Origin of the sequence: Paraburkholderia lebeckiae (genome assembly GCF_050436325.1) — a bacterium.
GTDB classification, from domain to species: Bacteria; Pseudomonadota; Gammaproteobacteria; order Burkholderiales; family Burkholderiaceae; genus Paraburkholderia; species Paraburkholderia tuberum.
Genome location: NZ_JBNDLZ010000003.1, coordinates 1656505 through 1673313, shown reverse-complemented (window position 1 = coordinate 1673313; position 16809 = coordinate 1656505). Strand labels below are relative to the sequence as shown.

18 protein-coding genes are annotated in these 16809 nt (G+C 65.1%); 15 read left to right on the top strand and 3 right to left on the bottom strand.

From position 1 onward, the window contains the following. The 5 genes from ctaD to OKW44_RS25530 all read left to right on the top strand — a co-directional run bounded on the left by ctaD (window position 1) and on the right by OKW44_RS25530 (window position 3782). Window positions 1-1614 carry a cytochrome c oxidase subunit I gene (ctaD, locus tag OKW44_RS25550; protein ID WP_018419307.1) on the top strand — a complete coding sequence of 538 codons (1614 nt, stop codon included), beginning with the start codon at window positions 1-3 and terminating at the stop codon, window positions 1612-1614. Between the two features lie 109 nt (window positions 1615-1723). Next, window positions 1724-1858, top strand: a complete 135-nt coding sequence (locus OKW44_RS25545) for a cytochrome oxidase small assembly protein (RefSeq protein WP_018419308.1) — start codon at window positions 1724-1726, stop codon at window positions 1856-1858. Between the two features lie 42 nt (window positions 1859-1900). Then, window positions 1901-2539 carry a cytochrome c oxidase assembly protein gene (locus OKW44_RS25540; protein WP_018419309.1) on the top strand — a complete coding sequence of 213 codons (639 nt, stop codon included), beginning with the start codon at window positions 1901-1903 and terminating at the stop codon, window positions 2537-2539. A gap of 50 nt (window positions 2540-2589) precedes the next feature. Further along, window positions 2590-2799 carry a DUF2970 domain-containing protein gene (locus tag OKW44_RS25535; RefSeq protein ID WP_018419310.1) on the top strand — a complete coding sequence of 70 codons (210 nt, stop codon included), beginning with the start codon at window positions 2590-2592 and terminating at the stop codon, window positions 2797-2799. A gap of 125 nt (window positions 2800-2924) precedes the next feature. Continuing rightward, the gene (locus OKW44_RS25530) at window positions 2925-3782 is read left to right on the top strand and encodes a cytochrome c oxidase subunit 3 (RefSeq protein WP_018419311.1); all 858 of its coding nucleotides are present in this window, start codon (window positions 2925-2927) and stop codon (window positions 3780-3782) included. Window positions 3783-3942: 160 nt separating this feature from the next. Here the strand turns inward: OKW44_RS25530 and OKW44_RS25525 are convergent, their stop codons facing one another. Further along, window positions 3943-4152 carry a twin transmembrane helix small protein gene (locus tag OKW44_RS25525; RefSeq protein WP_008921867.1) on the bottom strand — a complete coding sequence of 70 codons (210 nt, stop codon included), beginning with the start codon at window positions 4150-4152 and terminating at the stop codon, window positions 3943-3945. Between the two features lie 111 nt (window positions 4153-4263). On the opposite strand from OKW44_RS25525, the gene OKW44_RS25520 reads away from it, so the two are divergent. The 5 genes from OKW44_RS25520 to OKW44_RS25500 are packed head-to-tail and all read left to right on the top strand — an operon-like array spanning window position 4264 to window position 8383. Further along, window positions 4264-4980: an SURF1 family protein gene (locus OKW44_RS25520; protein WP_018419312.1), complete on the top strand. Its 717-nt coding sequence runs from the start codon at window positions 4264-4266 to the stop codon at window positions 4978-4980. A 51-nt stretch (window positions 4981-5031) separates the two neighbouring features. Then, window positions 5032-5706 carry an SCO family protein gene (locus tag OKW44_RS25515; protein ID WP_018419313.1) on the top strand — a complete coding sequence of 225 codons (675 nt, stop codon included), beginning with the start codon at window positions 5032-5034 and terminating at the stop codon, window positions 5704-5706. A gap of 22 nt (window positions 5707-5728) precedes the next feature. Continuing rightward, the gene (locus tag OKW44_RS25510) at window positions 5729-6838 is read left to right on the top strand and encodes a COX15/CtaA family protein (protein ID WP_018419314.1); all 1110 of its coding nucleotides are present in this window, start codon (window positions 5729-5731) and stop codon (window positions 6836-6838) included. A 5-nt stretch (window positions 6839-6843) separates the two neighbouring features. After that, window positions 6844-7749, top strand: coding sequence for a heme o synthase (gene cyoE / locus OKW44_RS25505; protein WP_026225578.1), 906 nt, complete (start codon window positions 6844-6846; stop codon window positions 7747-7749). Between the two features lie 4 nt (window positions 7750-7753). Continuing rightward, on the top strand, window positions 7754-8383 hold the full coding sequence (locus tag OKW44_RS25500; RefSeq protein WP_018419316.1) for an SCO family protein: 630 nt from the start codon (window positions 7754-7756) through the stop codon (window positions 8381-8383). Window positions 8384-8458: 75 nt separating this feature from the next. On the opposite strand, the gene OKW44_RS25495 is transcribed toward OKW44_RS25500, so the two are convergent. Beyond that, the gene (locus OKW44_RS25495; RefSeq protein ID WP_018419317.1) at window positions 8459-8749 is read right to left on the bottom strand and encodes a YciI family protein; all 291 of its coding nucleotides are present in this window, start codon (window positions 8747-8749) and stop codon (window positions 8459-8461) included. Window positions 8750-9021: 272 nt separating this feature from the next. On the opposite strand from OKW44_RS25495, the gene OKW44_RS25490 reads away from it, so the two are divergent. Then, a complete protein-coding gene (locus OKW44_RS25490; RefSeq protein ID WP_026225579.1) occupies window positions 9022-9834 on the top strand; it encodes a MetQ/NlpA family ABC transporter substrate-binding protein in 813 nt (270 codons plus the stop codon). Between the two features lie 77 nt (window positions 9835-9911). On the opposite strand, the gene OKW44_RS25485 is transcribed toward OKW44_RS25490, so the two are convergent. Further along, the gene (locus OKW44_RS25485; RefSeq protein ID WP_018419319.1) at window positions 9912-10838 is read right to left on the bottom strand and encodes a bifunctional helix-turn-helix transcriptional regulator/GNAT family N-acetyltransferase; all 927 of its coding nucleotides are present in this window, start codon (window positions 10836-10838) and stop codon (window positions 9912-9914) included. Between the two features lie 366 nt (window positions 10839-11204). Here OKW44_RS25485 and OKW44_RS25480 point away from each other — a divergent pair, with 366 nt between their 5' ends. The 4 genes from OKW44_RS25480 to ptsP all read left to right on the top strand — a co-directional run bounded on the left by OKW44_RS25480 (window position 11205) and on the right by ptsP (window position 16723). Then, window positions 11205-11939 (top strand): GntR family transcriptional regulator, encoded by a 735-nt coding sequence (locus tag OKW44_RS25480; RefSeq protein ID WP_026225580.1) that lies wholly within the window; start codon window positions 11205-11207, stop codon window positions 11937-11939. A 74-nt stretch (window positions 11940-12013) separates the two neighbouring features. Next, window positions 12014-13117: an N-acetylglucosamine-6-phosphate deacetylase gene (gene nagA / locus OKW44_RS25475; protein ID WP_018419321.1), complete on the top strand. Its 1104-nt coding sequence runs from the start codon at window positions 12014-12016 to the stop codon at window positions 13115-13117. Beyond that, window positions 13101-14117, top strand: coding sequence for an SIS domain-containing protein (locus OKW44_RS25470; RefSeq protein ID WP_026225581.1), 1017 nt, complete (start codon window positions 13101-13103; stop codon window positions 14115-14117). The genes nagA and OKW44_RS25470 overlap by 17 nt, the downstream gene beginning before the upstream one ends. 38 nt (window positions 14118-14155) lie before the next feature. Continuing rightward, window positions 14156-16723 carry a phosphoenolpyruvate--protein phosphotransferase gene (gene ptsP / locus OKW44_RS25465; protein WP_026225582.1) on the top strand — a complete coding sequence of 856 codons (2568 nt, stop codon included), beginning with the start codon at window positions 14156-14158 and terminating at the stop codon, window positions 16721-16723. The last annotated feature ends 86 nt before the right edge of the window (window positions 16724-16809 follow it).

Sequence of the window (16809 nt, the reverse complement as noted above, 5' to 3'; positions counted from 1 at the left end):
ATGTCTAGCATCGGACACGATGTAGTCGCGGGCCACGAGCATGTGCACGGCGACCATGCCCACGAAACGCCGCACGGCTGGCGCCGTTGGCTGTTCGCAACCAACCACAAGGACATCGGTACGCTGTACCTGATCTTCTCGTTCACCATGTTCCTGTCCGGGGGCGTGATGGCGCTGATGATCCGTGCCGAGCTGTTCGAGCCGGGTCTGCAGATCATGCGTCCCGAGTTCTTCAACCAGTTGACCACCATGCACGGGCTGATCATGGTGTTCGGCGCGATCATGCCGGCGTTCGTCGGCTTCGCGAACTGGATGGTGCCGCTGCAGATCGGCGCATCGGACATGGCTTTCGCGCGGATGAACAACTTCAGCTTCTGGCTGCTGCCGGTCGCGGCCGTCCTGCTGGTCGGCTCGTTCTTCGCGCCGGGCGGCGCGACCGCCGCGGGCTGGACGCTGTACGCGCCGCTCTCCACGCAGATGGGCCCGGGCATGGACTTCGCGATTTTCGCGCTCCACCTGATGGGTGCTTCGTCGATCATGGGTGGCATCAACATCGTCGTGACGATCCTGAACATGCGCGCACCCGGCCTCACGCTGATGAAGATGCCGATGTTCGTATGGACATGGCTGATCACCGCTTACCTGCTGATCGCCGTGATGCCGGTTCTCGCGGGCGCGATCACGATGGTGCTGTTCGACCGTCACTTCGGCACGTCGTTCTTCAATGCGGCAGGCGGCGGCGACCCGGTCATGTACCAGCACATCTTCTGGTTCTTCGGGCACCCCGAGGTGTACATCATGATCTTGCCGGCGTTCGGGATCGTCTCGCAGGTGATCCCGGCGTTCTCGCGCAAGCCGCTGTTCGGCTATAGCTCGATGGTGTACGCAACCGCGTCGATCGCGATCCTGTCGTTCATGGTGTGGGCGCACCACATGTTCGTGACCGGCATGCCGGTGACGGGCCAGCTGTTCTTCATGTACGCGACTATGCTGATCGCGGTGCCGACCGGCGTGAAGGTGTTCAACTGGGTCGCGACGATGTGGCGCGGTTCGCTGTCGTTCGAAACGCCGATGCTGTTCGCGGTCGGCTTCCTGATCGTGTTCACGTTCGGCGGCCTGTCGGGTCTGATGCTCGCCATGGCGCCGCTCGACATCCAGTATCACGGTACCTATTTCGTGGTCGCGCACTTCCACTACGTGCTGGTGGCGGGGTCGCTGTTCGCGCTGTTCGCCGGCTGGTACTACTGGTCGCCGAAGTGGACCGGCTGGATGTACAACGAAACGCGCGGCAAGATCCACTTCTGGGCGTCGATGTTCTTCTTCAACCTCGCGTTCCTGCCGATGCACTTCGTCGGTCTCGCCGGCATGCCGCGTCGTTATGCCGACTACCCGGCGCAGTTCACCGACTGGAACCAGGTGATCTCGATCGGTGCGTTCGGCTTTGGTCTCTCACAGGTGTACTTCCTGTTCGCGGTGGCGCTGCCGGCCTACCGTGGCGGTGGCGAGCACGTAGAAGCGGGCGACAAGCCGTGGGACGGCGCAACGGGCCTCGAGTGGACCGTACCGAGCCCGGCTCCGTTCCACACGTTCGAGCATCCGCCGACCGTCGAGTAAGCCTATTCCGGCGAGGTGCCGGGTTCCGGCGGCGCGACATGCCGCCACCGGACTCGGGCGCTTCGCGCGGCGGCCTCGCCAGTCAAGAACCGTACTCAGAAAGTCGAGCATGACGCGCAATCCACAGGAAAGACGTACGCCGGAGCAGATTCGCGCGGGCAACAGGCGGATAGGGTTGGTGATGTTCGCGATCGCCGCGGTGTTTTTTGCGAGCGCCATTCTGAAGCAATGCTGGTTCAGCTAACGCCGCATTCGCAGTCCGTGTGCAGGTCTGTTGAGGATTCAGATGTCGACGCAACCGCCGGCCGAGGCCGACCGCTCTTTCAACCGTTCGATGCTGATCAAGCTGTTTGTCGTCGCTTTGATGATGTTCGGTTTCGGTTTCGCGCTGGTGCCGATGTATCGAGCGATCTGCCAGATCACCGGCGTGAACAACCTCGTGCAGCGCGACGTTTCAGCGCGCGAGGCGAAGAATACGCAGGTCGACATGAGCCGCACGATTTCGATCGAATTCGATGCGAACGCGCGGGGCCTGTTGGGTTTCAAGCCGGAGCAGCGCAGTCTCGACGTGCATCCGGGCGAAGTAACGACGGTCATGTACGACGTCAGCAACGAGCAGTCGCGCACGATCCGTGCGCAGGCCATTCCGAGCTACGCGCCGAAGCAGGCGACCGAGTACTTCAGGAAGATCGAGTGTTTCTGCTTCACGCAGCAGACGTTGAACGCGAACGAGACGAAGCGGATGCCGGTGGTGTTCGTCGTCGACCCGAAGTTGCCGAAGGACGTGAAGACGATCACGCTGTCGTACACGTTTTTCGAGTTGAACACGCCGGCCGCGCCTGGTGCGGATGATGCGGCGCCGAAGGCGAATGCGGTGAACAATGCAGTGACCAGCGCGGCAGCCACTTCCGCAAAGCCGGCCTGAAGCAGATTTGACGGCGCGAGCCGCGGACGAACGAAGGAAGGCGAAGCGACATGAACGATAACGGCGGCAGTCCGCGCAAGAGCAGTTTCGGTCAATCGATGCGCGCGGTGTTCTGGTCGTTTTTCGGCGTGCGCAAGCGCCGCGATCTCGAGGCGGACGCGACGCAACTGAACCCGCTGCATGTGATCGTGGCGGCGCTGATCGGCGCGGCGGTTCTGATCGGGGTGCTGATTCTGGTCGTGCGCCTCGTGGTCGGTTGAGGCAAGAGCAGGGCACAGCAGCAAAGAAGAGCCCACGAATTAGAGAGAAGCGGTGCGGTATCGACGCGCCGCCGAAGATACAGCCGGAGATTCCGGAACAACTGGACTGAAGTGGAGAATCAAGAATGAGCGGTCAAAACGAGAGCCCGTACTATTTCGTACCGCATCCGTCGCGGCATCCGATCAGCGCCGCTACGGGGTTGCTGGTTATGCTCGGATCGCTTGCGGCCTGGATCAACGACCATACCTGGGCGCCGCTTGGCGTGCTCATCGGTCTGCTGTGGCTGCTCTTTACGCTGTGGCATTGGTTCGGCGACGCGATCGCGGAGTCGGAAGGCGGCATGTACGGCAAGAACGTCGACCGGTCGTACCGCTGGAGCATGAGCTGGTTCATATTCTCCGAAGTGATGTTCTTCGGCGCATTCTTCGGCGCGCTGTTTTATGCCCGCGAAATCGCGCTGCATCAACTCGGAAGCCTCGACTACAAACTGATCTGGCCGGATTTCACGGCGGTGTGGCCGAACAACGGCCCGGCCGAACTCGTGGGCACCTACAAGTCGATGCAGCCGTGGCCGGTGCCGACCATCAACACGGCGCTGCTGCTGTCGTCGGGTGCGACGCTGACGGTGTCGCACCACGCGCTGCGCGACAACCATCGCAAGAAGGCGATGGCGTGGCTTGCGGCGACCCTCGTGCTGGGCGTGAGCTTCCTGTTCCTGCAGGGCTTCGAATACTTCCATGCATACAACGAGCTGAATCTCACGCTGGCTTCGGGCATCTACGGTTCGACGTTCTTCCTGCTGACCGGCTTCCACGGCTTTCACGTGTTCCTCGGCGGCACGATGCTCGCGGTCGTGTTGGTGCGCCTGATCCGCGGTCACTTCACGCCGGAACATCACTTCGCGTTCGAAGGCGCGGCCTGGTACTGGCACTTCGTCGACGTCGTGTGGCTCGGTCTGTACGTCGTCGTGTACTGGCTGTAATGCGGCCAGGTCCGTGCGCGCAATGCCGTTCAGGCGGCGCGCACGAGCAGTATGCAAGGCTGAATGCAGCGCCGCCCTCGACCTCTCAGGGCGGCGTTTTGTTTGGCGGCGAGGAAAATTTGCCGCTGACGGGGATGCGGCGGCGACCTATCCGCGAGCGTCAGCGCCCGTACGGAATCCCGGTCGACTGAATCCAGCCCATCCAGTGTGCGAACAGGATGAACAGGAACAGCGAGATCGACAGGCCCACCCGCGTGGCGAGTGACCAGACCATCCGCTTGGTCTTGCCTTTGTCGTGCATCATGAAATACAGCGCCGACACCATGCTGGCGATGATGAGAGCAAAGGCGATGGGAACGATAATGTGCATGGAACCAACTGAAACTGGAAAGCGCAGTGGCAAGACATTCATTATCGCACCGCGAGCGGGCGTCTGCCGCCGGTTCCCGGCGGCCCTGAGCGCGATGCCGGAGCGCCTGCAATGAAGTTTCGCCTGATTCCCGCACTGCTGATCCTGCTGGTTGTCGTCGTGACGATGCGGCTCGGTTTCTGGCAGCGCGATCGCGCGCATCAGAAGGAAGCGCTCGAGGCGCGCATCACGCAGTTCGAGAACGCGCCCGCATTGCCGGTCAGCGCGGCGCCGCTCGCGCTGAAGGACGTCGAGTTTCATCGCGTGAAAGCGCGCGGCAGTTTCGTCACGGACAAGGTCGTATACCTCGATAATCGTCCGTATAACGATCAGCCGGGCTTTTACGTCGTGATGCCTTTTAAACTCGCCGACGGCGGCTACGTGCTCGTCAATCGCGGCTGGCTGCCGCGCAACCTGAGCAATCGCGAGATCATCGCGCCGTACACGACGCCGTCTGGCGAGGTCGAGATCGAAGGGATTGCGCGTGCCGACGCGTCGCGCGCGTTCGAGCTCGGCGAGGGCGGATCGGCCGCGCATCGCCTGATCCGGCAGAATCTCGATGTCGGCTCGTACGCCGCGGAGACCGGGCTGCCGCTGCAATCGTTCGTGATCCAGCAGACCGGCGATGTCGGCGACGGCCTGGTGCGCGACTGGCCCGCGCCGACCACCGGCGTCGAGCGCAACTACGGCTACATGCTGCAGTGGTGGGGCATGGCCGCCGCCGCGCTCGCCTTCGGTCTGTATGCGGCGCGCCGCGCGGGCAAAAAAGAGCACGCGCCGGGCGCGTGAGGAACGCAAGGTACGGCTCGCCGCCGTCCAAACATTGAAAGAGGTTCTGTAGTGTCGACTCAAACTCCCCGTTCGCCGGAAGCTGGCAAACCCAGCGGCAAACCCGCCGCGGCCAAAGCGATCTCCGGCCAACCGAACGGCCCGGGCTCGTGGCGGCGCGGCCGCTGGGTGCTGCTGCTGCTCGCGGTGATCTGCGCGGCGCCGATCGCGATCTCGTACTTCATGTACTACGTCGTGAAGCCGACCGGCGGCAGCACGAACTACGGCGCGCTGATCGAGCCGCAACGGCCGATCCCGGACTCGCTCATGGTCACCGGCGCGGACGGCAAGCCGCTCAAGCTCGCCTCGCTGCATGGCCGCTGGCTCATGATCTCAGTGGACAACAGCGCGTGCGATAAAGCCTGCGTGACGAAGCTCTACTTCATGCGACAAATTCGCGCAGCTCAAGGCCCGGAACGCGAGCGCGTCATGGAAGTGTGGCTGCGCACCGATGCAGACAAGGTCGCGGACGTGATACAAACCGCCTACCCTAACACCGACATGCTGATCGCCGATCCGGCGCAGGTCGCCGCGTGGCTGCCCGCCGACACCGCCACGCGGATCACCGACCACATCTACCTGGTCGATCCGAACGGCAATCTGATGATGCGTTTTCCGAAAGACGCGAACCCGAGCAAGATCAAAGGCGACCTGGCCAAGCTGCTCAAATGGTCGACCATCGGCTGACGCCCCAACCTGGGTAAATGAGATGTTCGTATTGCAACTGGGCCTGATCGGCGTGTGTATCGCGTTGCTGCCGTTGTCCTACGTGTGGGTCAAGGCCGACGACAACAAATTCCGCAAGCTGGTCTGGCTCACCACCTTCCTGACGCTCGATCTCGTGATGTTCGGCGGCTTCACGCGCCTCACCGATTCGGGCCTCGGCTGCCCGGATTGGCCCGGCTGCTACGGCACGTCGTCGCCGTTCATCGCCCATGCGGCGATCTCCGCGGCCTATCAGGCGATGCCGAGCGGCCCCGTCAGCATGACGAAGGCGTGGATCGAAATGATCCATCGCTACTTCGCGATGGCGATCGGCGTGCTGATCATCGCGCAGACGATCATTGCCTGGACGGCGCGTATCAAGCGTCGTCCGCTGCATGTGTCGCCGTGGTGGCCGACTTCGCTGCTGCTGCTGATCGTCGTGCAGGGCGTGTTCGGCGCGTGGACCGTGACCATGAGGCTGCAGCCGATCATCGTGACCACCCATCTGCTGCTCGGCCTGGCGCTGCTCGGCGCGCTCGGCTGGCTCGCGGCGCGTTTGACGCCGCTGCCGGCCTACGAGCCCGAGGCCGCGCGCTGGCGCGTGGCCGCGCTCGCGGGTCTCGCGCTGCTGGTGCTGCAAATCGCGCTCGGTGGCTGGGTCAGCACGAACTACGCGGTGCTCGCGTGCACCGACTTCCCGACCTGCAACGGCCAATGGATTCCGCCGATGGACTTCGCGCACGGCTTCCACCTGTGGCGCGCGCTCGGCATGACCGGCGACGGCGACATGATTACGCAGGATGCGCTGGTCGCGATTCACTGGACGCATCGCACGTTCGCGTTCGCTGTGATCGCCTATCTGGTGTGGTTCGCGTTGAAGATGCGCCGCTTCGAGTCACTGCGGCGACCCGCCAACGGCGTGCTGCTGGTGGTGCTGATCCAGTTCGTCACCGGCTTGTCGAACATCGTGCTGCAATGGCCGTTACCGATTGCGGTCGCCCATAACGGCGGGGCCGCGATCCTGCTGCTGCTGCTCGTTATGTTAAACTTTCGGATCGCTTTTAGCCGTCCCGGCCGCGCCGCGCTCCCTGCGCGCGAAGCCGCGCCAGCGTGACTCACATGGACAGCACAACACTCTCCCAAACGCCCGGCAGCCGGGTCTCCCAATATCTCGCACTGACCAAGCCGCGTGTTACGCAGCTTGCGGTGTTCTGCGCGGTCATCGGCATGTTCCTGTCGACGCCGGGCATGGTGCCATGGACCGTACTGATCGGCGGCACCGTCGGCATCTGGCTGCTGGCCGGCGCCGCCTTCGCGATCAACTGCCTCGTCGAGCAGCAGATCGACGCCAAAATGCGCCGCACGTCGTGGCGTCCGTCCGCGCGCGGCGAAATCACCACCCCGCAGATCCTGCTGTTCTCGGCCGTGCTCGGCGGCCTCGGCATGTGGACGCTGTACACGTTCGCCAATGCGCTTACCATGTGGCTCACGCTCGCCACGTTCGTCGGTTATGCGGTCATCTATACGCTGCTGCTGAAGCCAGTCACGCCGCAGAACATCGTGATCGGCGGCGCGTCGGGCGCGATGCCGCCCGCGCTCGGCTGGGCCGCGGTAACGGGCCACGTACCCGGCGACGCGTGGATCCTCGTGCTGATCATCTTCGTGTGGACACCGCCGCATTTCTGGGCGCTCGCGCTGTATCGCCGCAAGGACTACGAAAACGCCGGCCTGCCGATGCTGCCGAACACGCACGGCGAAAAGTACACGCGCCTGCATATCCTTCTCTACACGGTCATCCTGTTCGCGGTCACGCTGATGCCGTTCATCTCCGGCATGAGCGGCGTTGTGTATCTCGCGTCGGCGGTGCTGCTCGGCGCCGTGTTTCTCGCTTATGCGTGGAAGATCTACCGGGAGTATTCGGACGAGCTCGCGCGCAAAACCTTCCGTTATTCGATCGTCTATCTGTCGCTGCTGTTCGCCGCGCTGCTGATCGACCACTACGCGCGCGTCGTGATAGGCGCGTAACACCATGCTCAACAATCGCTTTGCGCGCATCGCGCGCGCCGCTGTGATGGCTTGCGCGCTCGGCGCCACGCTGGGCGGCACATTGCTGATGACGGGTTGCGGCAAGCAGCCGCCGGCTTTTACGAATGTCGACATCACCGGCAATACGCAATTCGCCAGCGATTTCTCGTTGCCCGACACGTCCGGCAAGGTCCGCACGCTTGCCGACTACAAAGGCAAGGTCGTCGTGCTGTTCTTCGGCTATACGCATTGCCCGGACGTCTGCCCGACGACGATGGCCGAGCTGTCACAGGCGTTGCAGCAACTCGGTCCGGAGGACGCGAAGCGCGTGCAGGTGCTGTTCGTCACCGTCGACCCCGAGCGCGATACGCCGCAGTTGCTCGCGCAATACGTGCCGGCGTTCAATCCGAGCTTCGTGGGCTTGCGTCCCGCCAGCGAAGAACAGCTCGCGAAGGTCGCGAAAGACTTCCGCGTGTACTACGCGAAGGTCCCGGGCAAGACGCCCGATAGCTACACGATGGACCACACGGCCGCGAGCTATGTGTTCGACACGGACGGCAAGCTGCGTCTGTTCGCGCGCGATGGCCAAGGCGCGACACCATGGGTGCATGACATCAAGCTGCTGCTCGATTGACGCGCATCGCAGGCGGCTTTTTAAAGCGGCCCCGCTCACGCCTCCCCGCATCCATCTCCTCTTCGCAACTCGCGCTCAGACCGGAATCGGCAAATTCAGCCCCGGCGCGAGACGCGTCGTCTTGAACTCCGTCACCTCGTAGCGCGCGAGCTGTTGCAGTGCGAACGGATCGCTCGCGAGAATGCGATCCAGCCTGTCGCGCTCGATACGAACCGCGAGGATGATGCCGCCGTCGCGCGGCACTTTCGGGCCGGCCGCGACAAAGATGCCCGCGTCGAACTGCTCCGCGAGAAACGCGCGATGCGCGTCGAGCGCGTCGTCGATACGATCGAGCGGGGCGGTGTAGATCAGGTTGATCACGTACATGGTCGTTCTCAGTGGTGAGTGAATGGGCCGTGCGCGGCTACGGCTCTGGATTATCGGTCAGCCGCGGGTTTTGCGTTGCGCAAGCCATTGCGCTTGCGCTCCGCATAACCATATGCGGTAAGGGTATTTCCCAAACTTGCCGCCCATATGAAACAATTTTGGGCTTGGCCGACGGCGCGCCAGCACGAACCGGAGCGCCGCCCATTTTTCATCCGGCTCCGACATCGATCGAGCCATCGACTCAAACGTCGAACCGCAACAGCGAGAATCACATGCAGCGCAGAAATATCCTCAAAGCCCTCACCGCAGTCGTCGCTGGTGCGGCAATCCTGACCAGCTTCGGCGCGCACGCCGACGACAAGGTCATCAAGGTCGGCACGATCGGCGGCCCGGACGCGCAGATCTGGGAAGTCGTCACCAAGGTCGCGAAGCGCGAAGGCCTGAACGTGAAGGTCCTCGAGTTCAACGACTACATCCAGCCGAACGCCGCGCTCGACGCGGGCGACCTCGACGCCAACAGCTTCCAGCACCAGCCGTACCTCGATAGCCAGATCAAGCAGCGCGGCTACAAGCTCGTCAACGCGGGCCTCACGTACATCTCGCCGCTCGGCGCGTACTCGAAGAAGCTGAAGTCGTTGAAGGACCTGCCGCAGGGCGCGAAGGTCGCGGTGCCGAACGATCCGTCGAACGAAAATCGCGCGCTGCTGTTGCTGCAGGCGCAAGGGCTGATCAAGCTGAAAGACGGCGCGGCCACGGGAGGCAACAACGCGACGCCGCTCGATGTCGTCGACAATCCGAAGAAGATCAGGTTCGTCGAGCTTGACGCCGCGCAACTGCCGCGTTCGCTCGCCGACATCGACGCCGCCGTCATCAATACGAACTTCGCGCTGGCCGCCGGCCTGCAGCCGACCAAGGACGCGATCGCGCTCGAAGACATCCACAGCCCGTACGCGAACCTGATCGCCGTGCGCGCGAAGGACAAGGATCAGCCATGGGTGAAGAAGCTGGTCGCGGCGTATCAGTCGGAAGACGTGCGCCAGTTCATCAAGACGCAGTTCAAGGGTTCGATGGTGCCGTCGTTCTAAGCGACGCGTTCAGCGCGATCGCAAGCGCAGCCGCATGGCATCAGGAAGGGCACGCGCCGTACAGGCGCGTGCTTTTTTTATAGCTCCAGCTCCCATCTTTCGATCATCAGATCCTGGCCGAAGCGGCGCTGCGCCGCGCTGCCGGCCAACTCGAACCCAGCGCGCTCACAAAGCCGCCGTGGCTCCGCCAGTGCGCTCGCGGTGGTCAGCGTGAGCTTCGTGTAGCCCGCGCGCCGCGCGAAGCGCACGCATTCGCTGAGCAACTGCGTGCCGATGCCGAGCCTCCTCACGTCCGGTTCGACCCACAGCAGGCGCACGCCCGCGACCGTCGTCGAGACCCCGACGAGACAAACCGAGCCGACCACCAGGCTTTCCTGTTCGGCGATCCAGCACTTCTCGCGCAGCGGATCGTTGCGCTGCGCGTACTCGGCGACGACGCGCGCGAGCAAGCCCTCGAACGTGTGATCCCAGCCGTACTGCGCGGCGAACCACTGCGCCTGACGATGCACGAGCCAGCCACATTCGCCGGCGCGCGGCTGACGCAGCACCACGAGCTCGTGCTTCGGCTTGTCACCAAGCAGGCGCTCGATCAGCTTCATCGCGGCGATCAACTGCTCCTGCGATAGCGCGCTGAGTCTGTCGAGCAGGCCGAGTGCTTCGTGGATGGCGGCGGCTTCGAGCGGCGCGTAGATCGCGTGGCCGTGCTCGGTGAGCGCGATCAGCGACTGGCGTGCGTCGGTGTCGGACGGACGGCGCGTGATCAGCTTGCGTCGCTCGAAACTGGTCAGCAGGCGGCTCAGATAGCCGCTATCGAGCCCGAGCGCGCGCCCGAGCACCGACGCGGTCTGCGCGCGGGCGCGTGATAGCTCGTGCAGCACGCGCACTTCCGTCAGCGAGAACTCGCTTCGAGCCAGATGTTCGTGCAGGGCACCGATGCATTGGGTATAGAAGCGATTGAAATGGCGGACGGCCTGAGCGCGCCGCAGCGCCTCGGAATCTGTCAAGGGCGGCTCCCCGGGACTTTTTATGGTCGGTACAGCGCACTATATCGGCACGACCCTTATTTACAAAGCCACTCCATTGCAGCGAGACGCCAACTGGTATTAAACAGGTATTGATTATTGGACTGTTTTGATACCACCAGGAGCCGATAACGACTCGCTGGTATCGTCAAATGCGTGCGATACGGGAAAGCCCTGGTCTGCAAATCCCTCCCGCGGAGCCCTTGAATCCCGCTGTGATCCCCACGTAGTAAGGCTTTTCGGCGAGCCGGACCGCCATGGAACCAGTCCGTTGACTGGTATTATGTTGGTTATATAATGGGCTCTCAACTTTCCGGGCTGTACTGCTCACGGCGTCCTTGGAGCCCCATGGAAACTCGCTGGTCCGCATTGATGCCTGACGTGCGCAACGTCACGCCGCTCTACCTGCAGCTCGCGCGCAACCTGGCGACGGCGATCCATTGCGGCGTCTGGTCCGCCGGCGAGGCGCTGCCTTCCGAGCGTACGCTGTCCGACGCGATCGGCGTGTCGCGCATCACCGCGCGCAAGGCGATCGAACTGCTGGTCGAGCAGGGGCTGATCCGGCGCGCGCGCGGCGCGGGCAGCTTCATCACGCCGCGCGTCGAAGATCCGCTGTCGCGTCTCACCGGCTTCACGAAGAAGATGCAGCAGCGCGGTTTCCGGCCCGATTCGGTCTGGCTCGAACGCGACGTGCGCACCGCCAATCGCGACGAGCTGCTGCGCCTCGGCTTGTCACCCGGCGCGGCCGTCACGAGCCTGCGGCGGTTGCGGCGCGCGGACGGCATCGTGATGGCGGTCGAACATTCGGCGCTGCCGGTCGCGATCGTGCCTGATCCGCTCGTGATCGGCGACTCGCTGTACAGCTATCTCGAGCAGCGCGGCGCGGCGGTCGTGCGCGCGTTGCAGCACTTCCGCGCGGTCAACGCGTCGAGCGAAATCTCCGCGCTGATGGACATCGAACCGCGCACCGCGCTGCTGGTCATCACCCGGATCGGCTACAGCGCGGATCAACGCGCGATCGAGCTGACCGACACCTATTGCCGCGACGACTACTACGACTTCGTCGCTGAATTGCGGACCTGAGCTGCGCGACCCTCCCCGGCCGCAAGTCCGGCGGACGCCATTTGCCGCATACGTATCACGCACCAGAGAGACTCATGCTGACCGGAAACATACTCACCACCGAAGGGTGGATCCACGGCACGCTCGAATACGAAAACGGCCGCATCACGACGCTGTCCGGCGAGCGCGTCGATCCGTCGACAAACGACGCACCGTACATCCTGCCCGGCTTCATCGATCTGCACGTGCATGGCGGCGGCGGCGCCGACGTGATGGAAGCTGGCGACGCGATCGAAACGATCACCCGCACGCATGCGCGCTACGGCACCACGAGCCTGCTCGCAACGACCATGACCGCGCCGCGCGACGAGCTGATGAACGTCGTCGCGGGGCTCGGCAACGTCACGCGGGTGCGCACGCCGGGCTGCGCCCGCGTGCTCGGCGTGCATCTGGAAGGGCCGTACATCAACCCCGGCAAGCTCGGCGCGCAGCCGGACGCGGCGGTATCGGCGGTGATGGACGAGGTGCTCAAGTATCTGTCGATCGCGCCGATCCGCGTCGTCACGCTGGCGCCCGAGATCGCCGGCCACATGGAGATCATCTCGGAGATGGCGGCGCGCGGCGTACGCGTGCAGCTCGGCCATTCGCTCGGCACCTACGACGACGCGGTCGCCGCGCTCAAGCACGGCGCGTGCGGCTTCACGCATCTGTTCAACGCGATGTCGCCGCTGCATCACCGCAATCCTGGTCTCGTCGGCGCTGCGCTTGCGCACGCCGAATACGCCGAAATCATTCCCGACCTGCTGCACGTGCATCCGGGGGCGATCCGCACCGCGCTGCGCGCGATTCCGCGCCTGTATGTGGTGACGGACAGCACGTCGGCCACCGGCATGCCCGACGGCGAATACCGCCTCGGCAGCCAGCACGTAACCAAGTGCCTCGGCGGCGTACGTCTGGCCGACGGCACGCTCGCGGGCAGCACGCTGACGATGGATCAGGCGCTGCGCAATCTCGTCTCGATCGGCCTGCCGATCGCCGATGTATCCCACCGTTTGTCACGCTACGCCGCCGACTATCTCGGCATCGAGGACCGCGGCCGCATCGCGCGCGGTGCGTGGGCCGACGTGGTCGTATTCGACCGCGAGCTGGCGCTGAGCGCGACCTACGTCGAAGGAGAAGCCATTGTCGAATATGCTTAAGGAAGCGCTCGCGTCCGCCGCAACAGTAGCCGAGCAGCTCAAGGACACCTCGCGCGTCGCGGCGCTCGCCGCGAAGCTCGCGCAACAGCCGCGCCATGTCGCGCTGACCGTCGCGCGCGGCAGCTCGGACCATGCCGCCAGCTACTTTGCATCCCTGACGATGAGCCGCCTCGGCGTGCCGGTCGCGTCGCTGCCGATGTCGGTCGCGACGCTGCAGCAGGCGCCGCTGCAGGTGCGCGACCAGCTTGCGCTCGCGTTTTCGCAATCGGGCAAGAGCCCTGACCTCGTCGGCACGATGAACGCGTTGCGCGCGGCCGGCGCGTTGACGGTCGCCGCCGTGAACGCACCGGGCTCGCCGCTGGCCGACGCGTGCGAATGGCATCTGCCGCTCGTAGCCGGTCCCGAACTGAGCGTCGCGGCGACCAAGAGCTATATCGCCATGCTGTCGATCTCCGCGCAGCTGGTTGCGCATTGGCAGAACGACGCCGACTTGCTCGATGGACTGAATACGCTGCCCGACGCGCTGGAACGCGCGGGCCGGCTCGACTGGTCGATGGCCGTGAACGAGTTGCGCGGTATCGAACGGATGATCGTGATTGGCCGCGGTCTTGGCCTCGCAATCGCGCAGGAAGCCGCGCTGAAGCTGAAGGAAACTTCCGGCATCCAGGCCGAAGCGTTTTCGAGCGCGGAAGTGCGTCATGGGCCGATGGAGCTGATCGACCGCGACTATCCGCTGCTCGTGTTCGCGCCGCGCGGCCCGGAGCAGGCGGGTCTGCTGCAGCTCGCGCACGATATGCGCGCGCGCGGCGCGCGCGTGCTGCTCGCGGCGCCCGATGATGTCGCGCAAGCCTCGCTGCCGCTCGTCGCCACCGCACACGCAGCGCTCGATCCGATCACCGCCATCCTGTCCTTTTACGTGATGGCCGCGGATCTTGCCGCCGCGCGCGGGCGCAATCCCGACGCGCCTCGCCATCTCAACAAAGTCACCGAAACTCACTGACGAGAATGACGATGCGACGTGTCGAGAAGTCCAACTTGATGAGCCATTCCGAGAATCACATTGTTTTGCTTGCACCGCTGACCGGCCCGGTCGTGCCGCTCGCGAAGGTGCCGGACCCGGTGTTTTCGGGCGGCATGTTCGGCGACGGCATCGGCGTCGATCCGCTCGAGGGTCGGCTCGTCGCGCCATGCGACGGCGTCGTCAGGCATCTCGCGCGCACCGGCCACGCGGTAACGCTCGAGAGCGCCGAGGGCGCGCAGATTCTGCTGCATATCGGTATCGACACAGTCGGGCTGAACGGCAAGGGTTTTGTGCCGATGGTCGAGCAGGGCGCGCAGGTGCGCGCCGGTGACGTGCTGATCGAGTTCGATCAGGATCAGATCGCGCTGAATGCGCCGAGCCTCGTCTCGGTGATCGCGATTGCGAATTCGGATGCGTTCGAGATCATCGAGCGGGCGCCGAACGGGCATGTCAAGGCCGGCGAAACGCCGCTGCTGGTGCTGCGCGCGCGCGAGGGCGTCAGCCACGACGCGGTGCGCGAGGCGAGCGCCGCGCACGTGATGGACGAAGCGCGCCGGCAGATCACGCTGACGCACGCGGGCGGCCTGCATGCGCGGCCCGCGGCCCGGGCGCGCGAAGCGGCGCGGGGCTTCGACGCACGGGTCGAGGTGCGCTACGACGGGCGCAAGGCGCCGATCGAAAGCGTGGTGGGTCTGCTGGGACTCGGTGCCGGCGAAGGCGCAAGCGTCGAGCTGCTCGGCGTCGGTCCGCAGGCGCAGGCGGCGGTCGATGCAATCGCTGACGAACTGACGCGCGAAGCGCGCGGCGAGGTCGAACAGAAGCGCGAACAGAAAGCGGCCGCACCGGCGGCAGTCGTTGCGGCGCCCGCCGCGGGCGAGCCGCTCGCGCCGAACACGCTCGCGGGCGTGTGCGCGGCGCCGGGCATCGCGCTCGGCAAGCTGGTGCGCTGGGACGACGCGCATCTCGAGCCGCCGGAGCAGGCGAGCGGCACGTCGGCGGCGGAAAGCCGTCTGCTCGACAAGGCCATCGCGACCGTCGACGCCGATCTCGATACGATCGTGCGCGATGCGTCGCAACGGGGCTCGGTCGGCGAGGCGGGGATTTTTGCGGTGCATCGCGTGCTGCTCGAAGATCCGACACTGCTCGACGCCGCGCGCAACCTGATCAGCCTCGGCAAGAGCGCCGGTTTTGCGTGGCGCGAAGCGATCCGCGCGCAAGCAGGCATTCTGAGTAATGTGGAGGACGCACTGCTCGCCGAGCGGGCCGCCGATCTGCGCGACATCGAAAAGCGCGTGCAGCGCGCGCTCGGCTACGCGAGCAGCGCGGCTCGCACGCTGCCGGACGAGGCGGTGCTCGCAGCCGACGAATTCACGCCGTCGGATCTGTCGTCGCTCGATCGCACGCGCGTGACCGCGCTTGTGATGGCGCGTGGCGGCGCGACCTCGCACGCGGCGATTCTCGCGCGTCAGGCGGGCATTCCGACGCTGGTCGCGCTCGGCGACGCGTTGCATGCGATACCCGAGGGCACTCAGGTGGTGGTGAACGCGAGCACCGGCCGGCTCGAATTCGCGCCGATCGAACTCGACGTCGAACGCGCGCGACGCGAACGCAGCCGCCTCGCCGACGTGCGCGAAGCGAATCGCCGCACGTCGCAGCAGGCAGCGGCGACCTCCGATGGCCGCGCGATCGAAGTGGCCGCCAACATCGCCACACTCGACGACGCGAACGCCGCGGTCGACAACGGCGCGGACGCGGTCGGCCTGCTGCGCACCGAGCTGCTGTTCATCCACCGCCCGGCCGCGCCGAGTGCGGACGAGCATCGCCACAGCTATCAGGCGATCGTCGATGCGTTGCGCGGCCGCACCGCGATCATCCGCACGCTCGACGTCGGCGCGGACAAGGAAGTCGATTATCTGACGCTGCCGCCCGAGCCGAACCCCGCGCTCGGCCTGCGCGGCGTGCGCCTCGCGCAGGTGCGCCCCGATCTGCTCGACGACCAGCTGCGTGGCCTGCTCGCGGTGCGTCCGGTCGGCGCAGTACGCATCCTGCTGCCGATGGTCACCGATGCGGGTGAACTGATCCGCATCCGCAAGCGCATCGACGAGCTTGCACGCGAAGCGGGTAGATCGGAGCCGGTCGAAGTTGGCGTGATGATCGAAGTGCCGTCGGCTGCATTGCTCGCCGATCAGCTCGCGCAGCACGCCGATTTCCTGTCGATCGGCACCAACGACCTGACCCAATACACGCTCGCGATGGACCGCTGCCAGCCCGATCTCGCGGCGCAGGCGGACGGCCTGCATCCGGCGGTGCTGCGCCTGATCGCGGCGACCGTCGAAGGTGCCGCGAAGCACGGCAAATGGGTCGGCGTGTGCGGCGCGCTCGCCGGCGACCCGCTCGCGATGCCGCTGCTGGTGGGCCTCGGTGTGACCGAGCTGTCGGTCGATCCGGTCTCCGTGCCAGGCATCAAGGCACGCGTGCGCACGCTCGACTATCAGCTGTGTCGCCAGCGCGCCCGCGATGCGCTAGCGCTCGACTCGGCGCAGGCGGTCAGAGCCGCAAGCCGCGCCACGTGGCCCCTCGACTGAAACACTAACGAATTTGAGAACCCGCACGCCGTGCGCCCGGCAGCACGTCTGCCTTCACGCGCGGCGCGATTCTCCGTATAGCTGCA